We start from the raw sequence: 14,506 nt of genomic DNA, 5'->3' as shown, positions 1-14,506 counted from the left end.
AGGATTCGTCTGGCCTTCCCACTGGCTTTTGAGGGCTTTTCAGGTAGGCGAGGTGGGTGCGGTGACGCGAAGGCTTCCATCGTAGACGCGCCTTCGCGAACACGGCGCGAGGGTCTTCGCCATTGTCATCAGATGGCGGGTGCCGTTGCTTGTGGAGACGGGCCATCGGGGGCACTCGTTCCCCCGAACGCCGCTCGTATGTCAAAAAGGTCTGGGGGCAAAGCCCCCAGACCGTCGCCAGGCGGCCAAAACCGCAGCCCACGGCCGCTATGCGATTGTTATGCACGGCCCCGGCGGGTGATCGTTGCGCGTGGCCTTCGCACCACGTGTTGTACGCGTGTCGTACACAACCGTCGTACGCATTCGTTATGCCCGGCGGTTACGCCACATGGACCTACGCGGGCGATCGATACGCACGGCCGTCACGCACGCCGGCGATCGACAGGCACGGCCGATACCCGCGTGGCCGTCACACGCGGCCGATACGAACGGTGTTGCCCGCGACCGTCAGGCGCGGCCCGGGAAGAAGATCTTCACCTCGCGCTCGGCGGACTCCTCGGAGTCGGAGGCGTGGATCAGGTTCTCCCGGACGATGACACCGAAGTCCCCGCGGATCGACCCCGGGGCCGCGGCGACCGGGTCGGTCGGACCGGCCAGTTGACGCACACCCTCGATGACCCGCTCGCCCTCGACGATCATCACCACGACCGGGCCGGAGGCCATGAACTCCATCAGCGGCTCGTAGAACGGGCGGCCGATGTGCTCCGCGTAGTGCTGCTCCAGAATGGCACGGTCCAGGGTCCGCTGCTCCAGGGCGGTGAGCTGCCAGCCGGCCTTGCGCTCGATGCGGCTGATGATCTCGCCGGTCAGGCCTCGACGGACGGCGTCGGGCTTGAGAAGGACGAGGGTGCGCTGGGTCACGGCGGAGCTCCTTATGTTTCAAGGGTGGTGCGGGGTGGTGTGAAGGTTACCGGGCAGGGCTCCGGGCCTGTCACGCAGCGTCAGGCTGCTCGGCTCGGGCGGCGAACCGGGCCTTCGCCTCGTCGATCTTGCGTCCGTAGTGCACCGAGGCCCACCACAGCACCGCGAACAGCGCGCCCAGGATGAACATCATCGGGACGACGACGCCGGAGACGATCAGGACGATCTGCAGGGCCCAGCCGAGGGCGATGCCGCCGGGCCGGGTGATCACCCCGCACAGGGCCACGGACAGGAACATGGCGATGCCGCAGACCGTCCACACGGTTCCCGTCGCCAGGTCCGGGTCCTTCATCGCGACCAGTCCGGCGAAACCGATGACGAAGAACTCGCCGATCAGGGTCGACGCGCAGAGTGTACGCACGGTGTCTCAGCCCTTCCCCAGAAGCAGTCGGGCCTCGCCGACGGTGATGACGGAACCGGTGACGAGCACACCGGCGCCGGTGAACTCGCCCTCCTCCTCGGCGAGCGTGATCGCCGCCTCCAGCGCGTCGGGCAGCCGGGGTTCGACCTGGACGCGGTCCTCGCCGAACACCTCGACGGCGATCCCCGCCAGTTCGTCGGCGTCCATCGCGCGGTGGCTGGAGTTCTGCGTGACGACGACCTCGGCGAAGACCGGCTCGAAGGCCTCCAGCAGCCCGCGCACGTTCTTGTCGCCGCTCGCGCCGACCACGCCGATGAGCCGGCTGAACTGGAACGCCTCCCCGATCGCCCCGGCCGCGGCCCGCGCGCCCGCCGGGTTGTGGGCGGCGTCCAGCACGACGGTGGGCGACCGGCGTACGACCTCCAGCCGGCCCGGTGAGGCGACGGCGGCGAAGGCCTTGCGGACGGTGTCGATGTCCAGCGGCTCGGCGCGCTGGGCGCCGACGCCGAAGAACGCCTCCACGGCGGCGAGCGCCACGGCGGCGTTGTGCGCCTGGTGGGCGCCGTGCAGCGGCAGATACACCTCGGGGTACTCGCCGCCGAGGCCGCGCAGGGTCACCTGCTGGCCGCCGACGGCTACCTGCCGGGCGACGACGCCGAACTCCAGCCCTTCCCGGGCCACGGTCGCGTCGGCCTCGACGGCCTTCCTCAGCAGCACCTGGGCCGCGTCGACCGGCTGCTGGGCCATGATCACCGTCGCGTCCGGCTTGATGATGCCGGCCTTCTCGGTGGCGATCTCGGCGGGCGTGGTGCCGAGCCGGTCGGTGTGGTCGAGGTCGATCGGCATCACCACGGCGACGCTGCCGTCGATCACATTGGTGGCGTCCCAGCTGCCGCCCATGCCGACCTCGACCACGGCGACGTCCACCGGCGCGTCGGCGAAGGCCGCGTACGCCATGCCGGTGAGCACCTCGAAGAAGGACAGCCGGTGCTCCTGCTGCGCGTCGACCATCTCGATGTACGGCGCGATGTCCCGGTACGTCTCCACGAACCGCTCGGCGGAGACCGGCGCGCCGTCGAGGCTGATCCGCTCGGTGACCGACTGGACGTGCGGCGAGGTGTAGCGCCCGGTGCGCAGTTCGAAGGCGCCGAGGAGGGCCTCGATCATGCGGGCGGTGGACGTCTTGCCGTTGGTGCCGGTGATGTGGATCGACGGGTAGGCGCGCTGCGGCTCGCCCAGTACGTCCATCAGCGCGGCGACCCGGCTCAGGGACGGCTCCAGCTTGGTCTCGCCCCAGCGGGTCGCCAGTTCCCCCTCGACCTCCCGCAGCGCCTGGGCGACCTCGGGGTCCTCCGGCCGCGCGGGCACGTCGGACTCGGGCGGGCCGCCCTGGGTGCGCAGGGTGCGGCTGCCTGCTTCGATCACCGCGAGGTCGGGGTCCCGGTGGGTCTCCGCCTCGATCATCTCCTCGAAGGAGTCGAGAGGGTAGAGAGGATCCGGCCGGTCGTCGTGATCGTCGTGGTCGTCGTGGTTGCCGTTCGGGGGGAGGTCGCTCACGGGGCCAGTCTACGTATCCGCCCGCATCCGCCTCACGGCAGCCGAAAGCCCCCGGAACCGCTCGGGCTCCGGGGGCTTTCGAGGAGGTGGGACGGCCGGGGGCTACGCCTTCGGGAGCCGCTCCAGCTGGGTCCCGATGCGGGCGATGTCCTCGTCCGCCTTGGCCAGCCGCGTACGGATCTTGTCGACCACGTGGTCGGGCGCCTTGGCCAGGAACGCCTCGTTGCCCAGCTTGGCCTCCGCCTGCCGGCGCTCCTTCCGCGCGGCCTCGAGGTCCTTGGTGAGGCGTTTGCGCTCCGCCTCGAAGTCGATCACTCCGGACAGGTCCAGGGCGACCTCGACGCCCGCCACCGGCAGGGTCGCCGTCGCGGTGAACGCGTCGCCCTCCGGCTGGAGGCGCAGCAGCTGCCGGATCGCCGCCTCGTGCGGGGCGAGCGCCGAACCGTCGAGGGACAGCCGGGCCGGGACCCGCTGGCCGGGCTGCAGGCCCTGGTCGGCGCGGAAGCGGCGGACCTCGGTGATGACGGACTGGAGGGTCTCGATCTCCCGCTCCGCGCCGGCGTCCCGGAAGGCGCTGTCCTTGGGCCAGTCGGCGATGACGACCGACTCGCCGCCGGTCAGCGTCGTCCACAGCGTCTCGGTGACGAACGGGACCACCGGGTGCAGCAGCCGCAGCGTGACGTCCAGGACCTCGCCGAGGACCCGCTTGCTGACCTCGGCCGGCTCGCCGCCCGCTTGGAACGTCGTCTTGGACAGCTCGACGTACCAGTCGAAGACCTCGTCCCACGCGAAGTGGAACAAGGCGTCGGACAGCTTGGCGAACTGGAAGTCGTCGTAGTACGCGTCGACTTCGGCGACGACCGAGTTCAGCCGGGAGAGGATCCAGCGGTCGGTGGACGACATCGTCGACGCGTCCGGCAGCGGGCCGTCCACCGTCGCGCCGTTCATCAGGGCGAAGCGGGTCGCGTTCCAGATCTTGTTGGCGAAGTTGCGGGAGCCCTGGACCCAGTCCTCGCCGATCGGCACGTCGACACCGGGGTTGGCGCCGCGCGCGAGGGTGAAGCGCAGCGCGTCGCTGCCGTACTTGTCCATCCAGTCCAGCGGGTTGACCGCGTTGCCGAAGGACTTCGACATCTTCTTGCCGAACTGGTCGCGGACCATGCCGTGCAGGGCGATGGTGTGGAACGGCGGGGTGCCGTCCATCGCGTACAGGCCGAACATCATCATCCGGGCGACCCAGAAGAAGAGGATGTCGTAGCCGGTGACCAGGACGGAGTTCGGGTAGAACTTCGCGAGCGATTCCGTCTGTTCGGGCCAGCCCAGCGTCGAGAAGGGCCACAGGCCGGAGGAGAACCAGGTGTCGAGGACATCGGTGTCCTGGTGCCAGCCCTCGCCGCTGGGCGCCTCGTCGTCGGGTCCGACGCAGACGACCTCGCCGTCCGGCCCGTACCAGACGGGAATCCGGTGGCCCCACCACAGCTGCCGGGAGATGCACCAGTCGTGGAGGTTGTCGACCCAGTCGAAGTACCGCTTCTCCATCTCCTGCGGGTGGATCTTGACGCGGCCGTCGCGGACGGCGTCACCGGCGGCCTTCGCCAGCGGGCCGACCTTGACCCACCACTGCAGGGACAGCCGCGGCTCGACGGTGGTCTTGCAGCGCGAGCAGTGGCCGACGCTGTGGGAGTACGGCCGCTTCTCGGCGACGATCCGGCCCTCGGCGCGCAGCGCGGCGACGATGGCGGAGCGGGCCTCGAGCCGGTCCAGGCCCTGGAAGGGGCCGTGGACGGTGATGACGGCGTGCTCGTCCATCACGGTGAGGGCCGGCAGGTCGTGGCGGCGGCCGATCTCGAAGTCGTTCGGGTCGTGGGCCGGGGTCACCTTGACGGCGCCGGTGCCGAACTCGGGGTCGACGTGCTCATCGGCGACGACCGGGATGGAGCGGTCGGTCAGCGGCAGCTTGATGAGCTTGCCGATCAGGTGCCGGTACCGCTCGTCCTCGGGGTGGACGGCGACGGCCGTGTCGCCGAGCATCGTCTCGGCGCGGGTGGTGGCGACGACGATGGTGTCGTCCCCGTCGCCGTACTTCATGGAGACGAGTTCGCCGTCGTCGTCCTGGTACGCGACCTCGATGTCCGAGATGGCGGTCAGACAGCGCGGGCACCAGTTGATGATGCGCTCGGCACGGTAGATCAGCTCGTCGTCGTAGAGCCGCTTGAAGATGGTCTGGACGGCCTGGGACAGCCCCTCGTCCATGGTGAAGCGCTCGCGGGACCAGGCGACGCCGTCGCCGAGGCGGCGCATCTGCCCGGAGATCTGGCCGCCGGACTCGCCCTTCCACTGCCAGACCCGCTCGACGAATGCCTCCCGGCCCAGGTCGTGCCGGGACTTGCCCTCCTTGCCGAGTTCCCGCTCGACGACGTTCTGCGTGGCGATGCCGGCGTGGTCCATGCCGGGCTGCCACAGCGTCTCGTACCCCTGCATGCGCTTGCGACGGGTCAGGGCGTCGATGAGGGTGTGCTCGAAGGCGTGCCCGAGGTGCAGGCTGCCCGTGACGTTCGGCGGGGGGATGACGACGGTGTACGGGGGCTTCTCGCTCTTCGCGTCCGCCTCGAAATAGCCCCGCTCCACCCAGCGCTCGTACAGCGGCCTCTCTACATCGGCCGGCGCGTACTGGGTCGGCAGTTCGGAGGTGGGCGGCTGCGGCTGCTGAGAGTTCTCGGTCACGCGCCTCAGTTTAGAGGTGTCACGGCCCAGTCCCGAAACGCGATTCCTTTGTAACGGTGCACCCCCCGATGGCCTGATCACGCCGCAGCTGAGACAGGATGTCAACGACACATAAGCATCTGGAGGGGAACCCAGACGATGAGCTACAACCAGCCGGGCCCGTACGGCGGGCAGCCCCAGCAGCCCGGACCGTACGGTCAGCCGGGTCCCTACGGCCAGCAGCCGCAGGCTCCGCAGCCCGGCTACGGTTACCCCCAGCAGGGCCCGCCGCCCGGCCAGCCCGGGTACGGCTACCCGCCCCAGCCCGGCCAGGGTGTCCCGCCGCAGCAGCCCCCGTACGGCCAGGCCCCGTACGGCGCGCCCCAGCCCCCGCCGCCGGGCGGCAGCGCCAAGAAGGCCGGCTGGATCATCGGCACGGTGGCGGTCGTGGCGGCGATTGGTGTCGGCGTGTACTTCGTGATCGGCGGGGGCGGCGGTGGCCTGGAGGACGACGGCCCGCACAAGCTCTCGGCGCCGGAGAAGGTGATGGGCGAGTACACGCGTGTCGGTGAAGGCGGCGAGGACTCGAGCTCCAGCACCACGAAGGACCTGGCCAAGGGCGGTGTGAAGAACGGCAAGTCGGTGGGTGCCTCCTACTCGACGGCCGACTTCAGCAGGTACGACCCCACGGACCCCGACCCGGCCGACATCCCCGGCAAGGAAGAGCTGCTCACGGCGAGGGGCGTGACGTTCATCGGCGCCTACGGCAAGGTCGAGGACCCCGAGGCGGCCGTGGACAAGCTCTTCGCCAACATCAAGAAGGAGACCAAGGAGAACTCGTCCAACGAGCTCCTGACCGAGCTGGTGGGCGAGCCCGAGGCGGTCGACCTCGACGGTGCGGTCATGAAGTGCCAGGCCGGCAAGGGCAACAACAACCTCACCAAGAAGCCGACCACCAACTGGTTCTGCATCTGGGCCGACTACAGCACGGTCGCCGTCGTCTCCCCCGGTGACAACACCAAGGACATCACGAAGGACACCGCCGCGGACATCACCACGAAGCTCCGCAACGACGTGCGCGTCCCGGCGTAGTACGTCGCGCGTGTCCCGGCGTGGTACGTGAAGCGTGAAGGGCCCCGGTCACTCGACCGGGGCCCTTCACCTGTGCGGGGAACGGCTGCTGCCGCCGGCCGCTACGCCGTCTTCTGCTCGCCCGGTCCGCGGCCGCGGGCGTCGCGCGGGATCAGGGTCGGGTTGACGTTGGAGAGGACCACGTCCGCGGTGATGACCACGCGGGCGACGTCCTTGCGGGACGGGACCTCGTACATGACGCCTTGGAGGACTTCCTCCATGATGGCGCGCAGGCCGCGGGCGCCGGTCTGACGGAGGATGGCCTGGTCGGCGATGGCTTCGAGGGCCTCGCGCTCGAAGTCCAGCTCCACGCCGTCGAGTTCGAAGAGGCGCTGGTACTGCTTGACGAGCGCGTTGCGCGGCTCGACCAGGATCTGGAGCAGGGCCTCGCGGTCGAGGTTGTGGACCGAGGTGATGACCGGGAGCCGGCCGATGAACTCGGGGATCATGCCGAACTTGACCAGGTCCTCCGGCATGACCTGCTCGAACTGGTCCTTGGACTCGATCTCCCGCTTGGAGCGGATCGTCGCGCCGAAACCGATGCCCTTGGCGCCGGCCCGGCCTTCGATGATCTTCTCCAGGCCCGCGAAGGCACCGCCCACGATGAACAGGACGTTCGTCGTGTCGATCTGGATGAACTCCTGGTGCGGGTGCTTGCGGCCGCCCTGCGGCGGGACGGACGCGGTGGTGCCCTCGAGGATCTTCAGCAGGGCCTGCTGGACGCCCTCGCCGCTCACGTCGCGCGTGATCGACGGGTTCTCGCTCTTGCGCGCGACCTTGTCGATCTCGTCGATGTAGATGATGCCGGTCTCGGCCTTCTTGACGTCGTAGTCGGCGGCCTGGATCAGCTTCAGCAGAATGTTCTCGACGTCCTCGCCGACGTACCCGGCCTCGGTGAGGGCGGTGGCGTCCGCGATCGCGAACGGGACGTTCAGCATGCGGGCGAGGGTCTGGGCGAGAAGGGTCTTGCCGGAGCCGGTGGGGCCCAGCAGCAGGATGTTGGACTTCGCCAACTCGATGGCGTCCTCGCGGCCTTGGGCGCCGCCGTTCTCCCCGGCCTGGACTCGCTTGTAGTGGTTGTACACCGCGACGGAGAGGGCTTTCTTGGCCGGTTCCTGGCCGACCACGTATCCCTCGAGGAACTCGTAGATCTCGCGGGGCTTGGGAAGTTCCTCCCAGCGGACCTCACTGGTCTCGGCGAGCTCTTCCTCGATGATCTCGTTGCAGAGGTCGATGCACTCGTCGCAGATGTACACACCGGGCCCTGCGATGAGCTTCTTGACCTGCTTCTGGCTCTTGCCGCAGAACGAGCACTTGAGCAGATCGCCGCCGTCACCGATGCGTGCCACGGTGTGCTTCCCCTTCGCCTGGGAGCCGCCTGGACGTCAACGTCCAGCGACTCCTGGTGCTGCCTTATGTCCGACGGTACCTTGCCGGGCCCCCCGTTCGGGCCCCCCTCGGCACGGTTCGCTTCGACGTGGAGCGTCATGAACCATGCCAAGGGGCGGCAGACGATACAGCCTCTCGGGCCCCACGCGTCAGCGCAGGCTGGAGTTGTCCATCTTCCGGGTGGTGATGATCTGGTCGATCAGGCCGTAGCTCAGCGCGTCCTCGGCCGTGAGGATCTTGTCGCGCTCGATGTCCTCGCGGATCTTCTCGACCGGCGTGGTGGAGTGCTTGGCCAGCATGTCCTCGAGCTGCGCACGCATGCGGAGGATCTCGTTGGCGGCGATCTCCAGGTCGGAGACCTGGCCGCGGCCGGTCTCGCTGTACGGCTGGTGGATCAGCACGCGCGCGTTCGGCAGCGCCATGCGCTTGCCGGGCGTACCGGCGGCGAGCAGCACGGCGGCGGCGGAGGCCGCCTGGCCCATGCAGACCGTCTGCACGTCGGGCTTCACGTACTGCATGGTGTCGTAGATCGCCGTGAGGGCGGTGAAGGAGCCGCCGGGGCTGTTGATGTAGACGGAAATGTCCCGGTCGGGGTCCATCGACTCCAGGCACAGCAGCTGCGCCATGACGTCGTTGGCGGAGGCGTCGTCGATCTGGACGCCGAGGAAGATCACGCGCTCCTCGAAGAGCTTCGCGTACGGGTCGTACTCGCGGATGCCCTGGGAGGTGCGCTCGACGAAGCGCGGGATGACGTAGCGGGACTCGGCCGCGGGGCCGGTGTACTCGGCACGGGTGCGGTCGTACAGGCCGCTGCCGGGGAAGTCGTTCACGGTGTCTCCTGGAAAGGGGCTGAGGCGGTCGCCGGGGCTGCTGGGGCTGCCACCGGACCCTGGAGGGGTCCGGTGGGGGGTCCTACGGGGCCGTGTGGCTCCCGTGGGCCGCTCAGGCCGCCCCGGTGCCGCCGCCGCCCGGCATGCCCGCGGCCGTGGGGATGACGTCGTCGATGAGGCCGTACTCCTTGGCCTCGAAGGCGTCGAACCAGCGGTCGCGGTCCGAGTCGCGGGTGACCTGCTCGACCGACTGGCCGGTGTGCTGCGAGGTGAGCTCGGCCATGCGCCTCTTGGTGTGCAGCAGTCGCTCGGCGTGGATCTTGATGTCCGAGGCCGAGCCGGCCAGGCCGGCGGAGGGCTGGTGGATCAGGATCTCCGCGTTCGGCAGCGCGAAGCGCTTGCCGGGCGTGCCCGCGCTGAGCAGGAACTGACCCATCGAGGCCGCGAGGCCCATGGCGATGGTCACCACGTCGTTCTTGATGAACTGCATGGTGTCGTAGATCGCCATGCCGGCGGTGATCGAGCCGCCGGGGCTGTTGATGTAGAGGTAGATGTCCTTGTCCGGATCGGCGGCAAGGAGCAGCAGCTGTGCGGTGATCTTGTTGGCGATGTCGTCGTCGACCTGCTGGCCGAGGAAGATGATCCGCTCGTTGAGCAGCCGGTTGTAGACCTGGTCGCCGAGGCCACCACCGATGGAAGGCTCGCCGGCGGCTGAAGGCATCAGATTCGTCACGTATCCACCTGCTCGTCTTACGACGGCGCCGGGCCGTCTCACGTGTTCTGCCGGGGCGTGGGGCCGTCCGGCCGTGCTCGCGGACTCCCCTGCCCTCGTATTCATGGACCCTAACGCGCGGGCCCCTTCAGGGAATCCCGCAGCGGGGGGTGTTCGCTGTGAGCGCAGGTTGCTCCGCCGGGTGCGCCGGGTCCTCGCGCCGTGGGCGGATCCGCCGGTGCGGGTCTGCGGGTCGTGAGTGGCTGGTCGCGCCCACGCGGCGGAGCCTCACGTCGGTACAGCCCCGCGCGCCCCCTGGGCGTGCTGCCCTGCCGTACGGCAGACGGGCCCCGGCGTGAAGGTCCGGGGCCCGTCATACGTCCGTCAGCGGCGACGCGAGGGTCAGCCCTCGGTCTTCTCCTCGGCCTTGGCATCGTCGGCCTTGGCGTCGGCGTCGGCGGCCTTGGCCTCGGCAGGGGCCTCTTCGGCGTCCGCGGCGGGGGCCTCGGCGGTCTCGTCCTCGTCCTCGTCGTCGAGGTCGATGATCTCGCCGTTGGTGTCCTTGACCACGGCCTTCTCGACCACGGCGGCCAGGGCCTTGCCGCGGGCGACCTCGCCGACCAGGAGCGGAACCTGACCGCCCTCGACGACCGCCTGCGCGAACTGGTCGGGGGACATGCCGGAGGAGGCCGCGCGCCGCATGAGGTGCTCGGTGAGCTCCTCCTGGTTGACGTTCAGCTTCTCCTGGTTGACCAGCTCGTCGAGCACGAACTGGGTCTTGATGCCCTTGACCGCGGCCTCGCGGGTCTCGGTGTCGAACTCCTCGGCGGTCTTGCCCTGGATCTCGAGGTACTTCTCGAGGTCGAGGCCCATCTGGCCGAGCTGGTGGTGCTCGAGGTTGTGCTTACGGGTGTTGATCTCGTCCTCGAGCAGCTTCTCGGGGACGGGAACCTCGACCAGCTCGAGCAGCTTGTCCAGGACGCGCTCCTGGGCCTGCGTGGCCTGGTCGTACTGCTTCATGTTCTCCAGGCGCTTGCGGCTGTCCGCGCGCAGCTCCTCGAGGGTGTCGAACTCGGAGGCGAGCTGCGCGAACTCGTCGTCCAGCTCGGGCAGCTCGCGCTTGGCGACCTGGGTGACCTTGACGGTGACCTCGGCCTCCTTGCCGACTGCGGAGCCGCCCTTCAGCTCGGAGGCGAAGGTGGCCTCCTGGTCGGCCGACAGGCCCGTCACCGCGGCGTCGACGCCGTCCAGCAGCTCGCCGGAGCCGATGGTGTAGGAGACGCCGTTGGCGATGCCGTCCTCGAGGACCTCGCCGTCGACCTTGGCCTCGAGGTCGATCGTGACGACGTCGCCGTCCTCGGCGGCGCGCTCGACCGGGGAGGTGGAGGCGAAGCGCTCACGCAGCTCCTCGACGGCCTTGTCGATGTCCTCCTCGGTGACCTCGACGGCGTCGACCTCGACCTCGATGCCGGAGTAGTCCGGGATCTCGATGGTCGGGCGGATGTCGACCTCGGCGGTGAAGTTCAGCGTCTCGCCGTCCTTCAGCTCCGTGATGTCGATCTCGGGCTGGCCCAGCGGGTTCAGCTCGGCCTCGTTGACCGCGCCGGTGTAGAACTTCGGGAGCGCGTCGTTGACCGCCTCCTCCAGCACCGCACCGCGGCCGAACCGCTGGTCGATGACCCGGGCCGGGACCTTGCCCTTACGGAAGCCCTTCACCGTGACCTGCTGGTTGATCTTCTTGTACGCCGCGTCGAGGCTGTCCTTGAGCTCCTCGAAGGGCACCTCGACAGTGAGCCGAACCCGAGTCGGGTTCAGGGTCTCCACGGCGCTCTTCACGGTTCGGTCTCCTTGTGGCTGACTTCTGGATTTCCACCGGGACCAGAACGGTCCGGCCGTTTCGCAGCCCGGAGACTTCAGACGATGAGACACACGGGCGTGCAGCTTGCATAGTAACGGCAGCGACTACAGCGTCCCAAAGTCGATCACTGGCGGTGATCGGATGACTGGTCGGGGTGGCGGGATTTGAACCCACGGCCTTCCGCTCCCAAAGCGGACGCGCTACCAAGCTGCGCCACACCCCGTCTGGTGCGACACGTAGGGTACATGCCGCCGCCCGGTCGGGCCGCCGCATTCCACCGGGCGTGGTGCGACGCCGGGGCCGAAACGGGCACGCGGTGTGCGGCGAGGGCGCACCACCCGCTACGATGCCTGTCAGTGCCGCGCCCCCAGAGCGTGCGGTACGCGATGTGCGGGCGTAGCTCAATGGTAGAGCCCTAGTCTTCCAAACTAGCTACGCGGGTTCGATTCCCGTCGCCCGCTCTGTACGGCTCAGGGCCAGGTCGGAGGATCATTCCTCAGCCTGGCCCTGATCGTTTCCCGAAGCGGTGTTCAGTCCGCCGTGTCCCCTGCGTGCCCCTTCGGCTTCCGACCTCTGTCGACCAGGCCGCTCAGCGCGTCAGCGATCAGCCGGTCGCGGTCGGCGCTCGCGTGCTGATAGATCAGCGCGGCGCGGGCAGTGCTGTGACCCATCCGGGACATCAGCTCCCGCGTGCTGGCCCCCGTGGACGCGGCCAAGGTGTTGCCCGTGTGCCGAAGGTCATGGAAGTGCAGGCCCTTGATTCCCGCGGCTTCGCACGCCTTGTGCCACAGCCGGTTGAAGTGGTTCCGACGCGGGGTCGCCCCCTTGCCGCCGATGAAGACCCGGCCGTCCGCCCCAGGTTCGGCGTAGCGCTCCAGGTGGTCACGGATGTCCGGCACGATGACGGCCGGAATCGACACCGTGCGCTTACCCGCAGCGCTCTTGGGTGCCTTGATCTCACGCTCGCCGTTGTTCAGTTCGGTGACCGCCCGGCGGACCCGCAGAGCGCCGGCCTCCAGGTCGATGTCCCGGCGGTGCAGCCCGATCAGCTCGCCCCAACGCAGGCCGAGGAACCCGGCCATGAGCACGAGCGCCCGATAGCGCGGCTGGATCGCGTCGGCCAAGTCGTAGACCTCTTGCACCGTGGCAGTGGGCCGCTCCGGAGTGTGCACCGTGCTGGCACCCTTGATCGTGCAAGGGTTGCGCCGGATCATCTGGTCGGCAACGGCCGTGCCCAGGATCGCCCGCAGTAGGGCGTACGCCTTCGCGATCGTCGTCGGGCCGGTACCAGAGGCGAGCTTGTCCGCACGCCAGCGCCGCACGAACGGAGGCGAGATCTCAGCTTGGCGTTTAACGTCGCTGGGCTTGGTGTTCCTTGATCGATTCGGCGCGTTTGACGGTCTTGCCGACGTCGTGGTGCCTGGCCCGGTGTTTGTTCTTCGAGCCTGCAGGCCGTCCTGGCCCCGGCCGGGACGGTTTCGGTGCGGCCGCCGGACGGGCCGTGGCCGCGCGGACGTTGCGAAACCCCCGCCGCACCCGGGCCGGGGTGAGGTGACGCGGTGCGGCAGGCCGTTCCCAGGGGCGGCGCAGGTCCTCGGCGAGCGGCCGGGCCAGACGGAGCTGGGTGTGGGCGGCGATGATCAGCCAGGTCCACAGGTCGGCGGTGTCCGCGTGGCGGACCTTCGGGGCGGTCCAGCCGAGGGTCTGTTTCATCAGCCGGAAGGTGTGCTCCAGGTCGAATCTGCGCAGGAACACCTGCCACCAGCGGTCCACGTCCGCCGGTGCGGCGGCGGTGGCCGAGCACCACAGCCAGACCGGTTTCGGGTCGCGGTCGCCGGGCAGGCGCTCGACCTTAAGGCGGATCAACGTGCCGTGCAGGATGGGGAGTTCTTCCTTGGCATGGTTCAGCCAGGGGCCGCGGTGGGTGAGTCGGGGGTGCATCCGGTCCCAGGCCGTCGCGGTGGCCGTGCCGTAACGGGTGGTGTCCGTGGCGGTCGTGACATCCGGCTCGTGCCAGCTGTCGGGCTTCTTGAACGTGAGGACGCCGCCATGCCGTCGGGGACGCCCGCCCCTGGGGCCCGACCGGGCGGGGCCGGGGTCACGGAGCATGACCCGGTCCGAGCGCAGCCGTCCGACCAGCGCGACGGGAAGGTCGGTGAGAGCGTGGGTCAGGTAGGCGACGTCGTAGCCGGAGTCCATCACGATCACAATGTCCGGATCGCCCGGTGCCCAGTGGCCTGCGCTCGTCAACCGCTCGATGACATCGCGGAGTTGGGTGGCCGTGACAGTGGTCGCGTCGTCCGCCGGCCCGAGCCGTACGGCGTCCAGCAGGGCGACCCAGGAGGTGCGGCCGGACTCCAGGGCGGCGACGAAGGAGTAGGGCCAGCCGGGCACCAGCTGGTCCGAGCTGCGGTCGCCGCGTCCGTAGACGTGGCAGAAGAGTCGGTCGTCGCTGGTGGGAGCGTCGGGCCGCAGCCAGTTGCTGACGTCCACGGCGAGCACGATGCGCCCGTCGGCCGCCCTCGGCAGCGGCAGCCCGGCCAGCGTGCGGCGCAACCGTGTCGGCTCCAGCCAGCCCCGGTCCAGGGCGGAGTACAGGGCACCGTGCCCGCGCCGGTGCTCGACCGCCAGCGACAGTTCGACCAGGGTTTTCACCGGCCCGTCCGCGCACAGCACCGCGTCGGTGAGCTCGAAGAGTGCGTCCGCGCGGGAGTAGAGGCAGTCGTAGAACTCGACCCGAAAGCGGGACAACACGCCCAATGCCTCGCCTGCGGGCGCCTCGACGGGCAGACTCATACGCAGCGGCCGTTCTCTCGTGCTTCGTTACTCGACATCTCGAAGCGTGAAGAACGGCCGCGTCATGTGCCGCCGGTTCCCGGGGATCTCAGCAGGTCGAGTGACCTGCGACGTTAAACGCCAAGCTCAGAAGCTGTTTTTCAAGCGATCAAGTGTCTGACCTGGATGTTTGCCGCTTGTGATCTTCG

Annotated in this window: 11 protein-coding genes and 2 tRNA genes; 2 read left to right on the top strand and 11 right to left on the bottom strand. The window is 69.1% G+C overall.

The window, feature by feature from the left end; translation table 11 throughout:
- Positions 1-507 precede the first annotated feature (507 nt).
- From ndk to ACFPZI_RS35385, 4 genes are all read right to left on the bottom strand, one after another.
- Positions 508-921 carry a nucleoside-diphosphate kinase gene (gene ndk / locus ACFPZI_RS35400; protein WP_381371262.1) on the bottom strand — a complete coding sequence of 138 codons (414 nt, stop codon included), beginning with the start codon at positions 919-921 and terminating at the stop codon, positions 508-510.
- Between the two features lie 70 nt (positions 922-991).
- Positions 992-1,342, bottom strand: coding sequence for a DUF4233 domain-containing protein (locus ACFPZI_RS35395; RefSeq protein WP_381371261.1), 351 nt, complete (start codon positions 1,340-1,342; stop codon positions 992-994).
- 6 nt (positions 1,343-1,348) lie between these two features.
- A complete protein-coding gene (gene folC, locus ACFPZI_RS35390; protein WP_381371397.1) occupies positions 1,349-2,806 on the bottom strand; it encodes a bifunctional tetrahydrofolate synthase/dihydrofolate synthase in 1,458 nt (485 codons plus the stop codon).
- A gap of 195 nt (positions 2,807-3,001) precedes the next feature.
- Positions 3,002-5,623: a valine--tRNA ligase gene (locus ACFPZI_RS35385; RefSeq protein WP_381371260.1), complete on the bottom strand. Its 2,622-nt coding sequence runs from the start codon at positions 5,621-5,623 to the stop codon at positions 3,002-3,004.
- A 138-nt stretch (positions 5,624-5,761) separates the two neighbouring features.
- Between ACFPZI_RS35385 and ACFPZI_RS35380 the strand changes: the two genes are divergently transcribed.
- Positions 5,762-6,694: a hypothetical protein gene (locus tag ACFPZI_RS35380; protein ID WP_381371259.1), complete on the top strand. Its 933-nt coding sequence runs from the start codon at positions 5,762-5,764 to the stop codon at positions 6,692-6,694.
- Positions 6,695-6,795: 101 nt separating this feature from the next.
- Here ACFPZI_RS35380 and clpX read toward each other — a convergent pair whose 3' ends face one another.
- The 5 genes from clpX to ACFPZI_RS35355 all read right to left on the bottom strand — a co-directional run bounded on the left by clpX (position 6,796) and on the right by ACFPZI_RS35355 (position 11,745).
- Positions 6,796-8,082, bottom strand: a complete 1,287-nt coding sequence (gene clpX, locus ACFPZI_RS35375) for an ATP-dependent Clp protease ATP-binding subunit ClpX (RefSeq protein WP_381371258.1) — start codon at positions 8,080-8,082, stop codon at positions 6,796-6,798.
- A 189-nt stretch (positions 8,083-8,271) separates the two neighbouring features.
- A complete protein-coding gene (locus ACFPZI_RS35370; protein ID WP_055593250.1) occupies positions 8,272-8,952 on the bottom strand; it encodes an ATP-dependent Clp protease proteolytic subunit in 681 nt (226 codons plus the stop codon).
- Between the two features lie 112 nt (positions 8,953-9,064).
- The gene (locus tag ACFPZI_RS35365; RefSeq protein ID WP_381371396.1) at positions 9,065-9,673 is read right to left on the bottom strand and encodes an ATP-dependent Clp protease proteolytic subunit; all 609 of its coding nucleotides are present in this window, start codon (positions 9,671-9,673) and stop codon (positions 9,065-9,067) included.
- Positions 9,674-10,066: 393 nt separating this feature from the next.
- On the bottom strand, positions 10,067-11,500 hold the full coding sequence (gene tig / locus ACFPZI_RS35360; RefSeq protein ID WP_381371257.1) for a trigger factor: 1,434 nt from the start codon (positions 11,498-11,500) through the stop codon (positions 10,067-10,069).
- Positions 11,501-11,668: 168 nt separating this feature from the next.
- Positions 11,669-11,745 (bottom strand) — tRNA-Pro (locus tag ACFPZI_RS35355).
- Positions 11,746-11,912: 167 nt separating this feature from the next.
- Between ACFPZI_RS35355 and ACFPZI_RS35350 the strand changes: the two genes are divergently transcribed.
- Positions 11,913-11,983, top strand: a tRNA-Gly gene (locus tag ACFPZI_RS35350).
- A 69-nt stretch (positions 11,984-12,052) separates the two neighbouring features.
- Here the strand turns inward: ACFPZI_RS35350 and ACFPZI_RS35345 are convergent.
- Positions 12,053-12,844, bottom strand: a complete 792-nt coding sequence (locus ACFPZI_RS35345) for a tyrosine-type recombinase/integrase (protein WP_381371256.1) — start codon at positions 12,842-12,844, stop codon at positions 12,053-12,055.
- A gap of 28 nt (positions 12,845-12,872) precedes the next feature.
- On the bottom strand, positions 12,873-14,318 hold the full coding sequence (locus ACFPZI_RS35340) for an NF041680 family putative transposase (RefSeq protein ID WP_381371255.1): 1,446 nt from the start codon (positions 14,316-14,318) through the stop codon (positions 12,873-12,875).
- Positions 14,319-14,506: the final 188 nt, after the last annotated feature.

This window comes from Streptomyces chlorus, assembly GCF_042655885.1.
In the GTDB taxonomy this organism is placed as follows: domain Bacteria; phylum Actinomycetota; class Actinomycetes; order Streptomycetales; family Streptomycetaceae; genus Streptomyces; species Streptomyces chlorus.
Note: the sequence above shows the minus strand (reverse complement) of the source record. Positions and strands in the feature narration are given on the sequence as shown.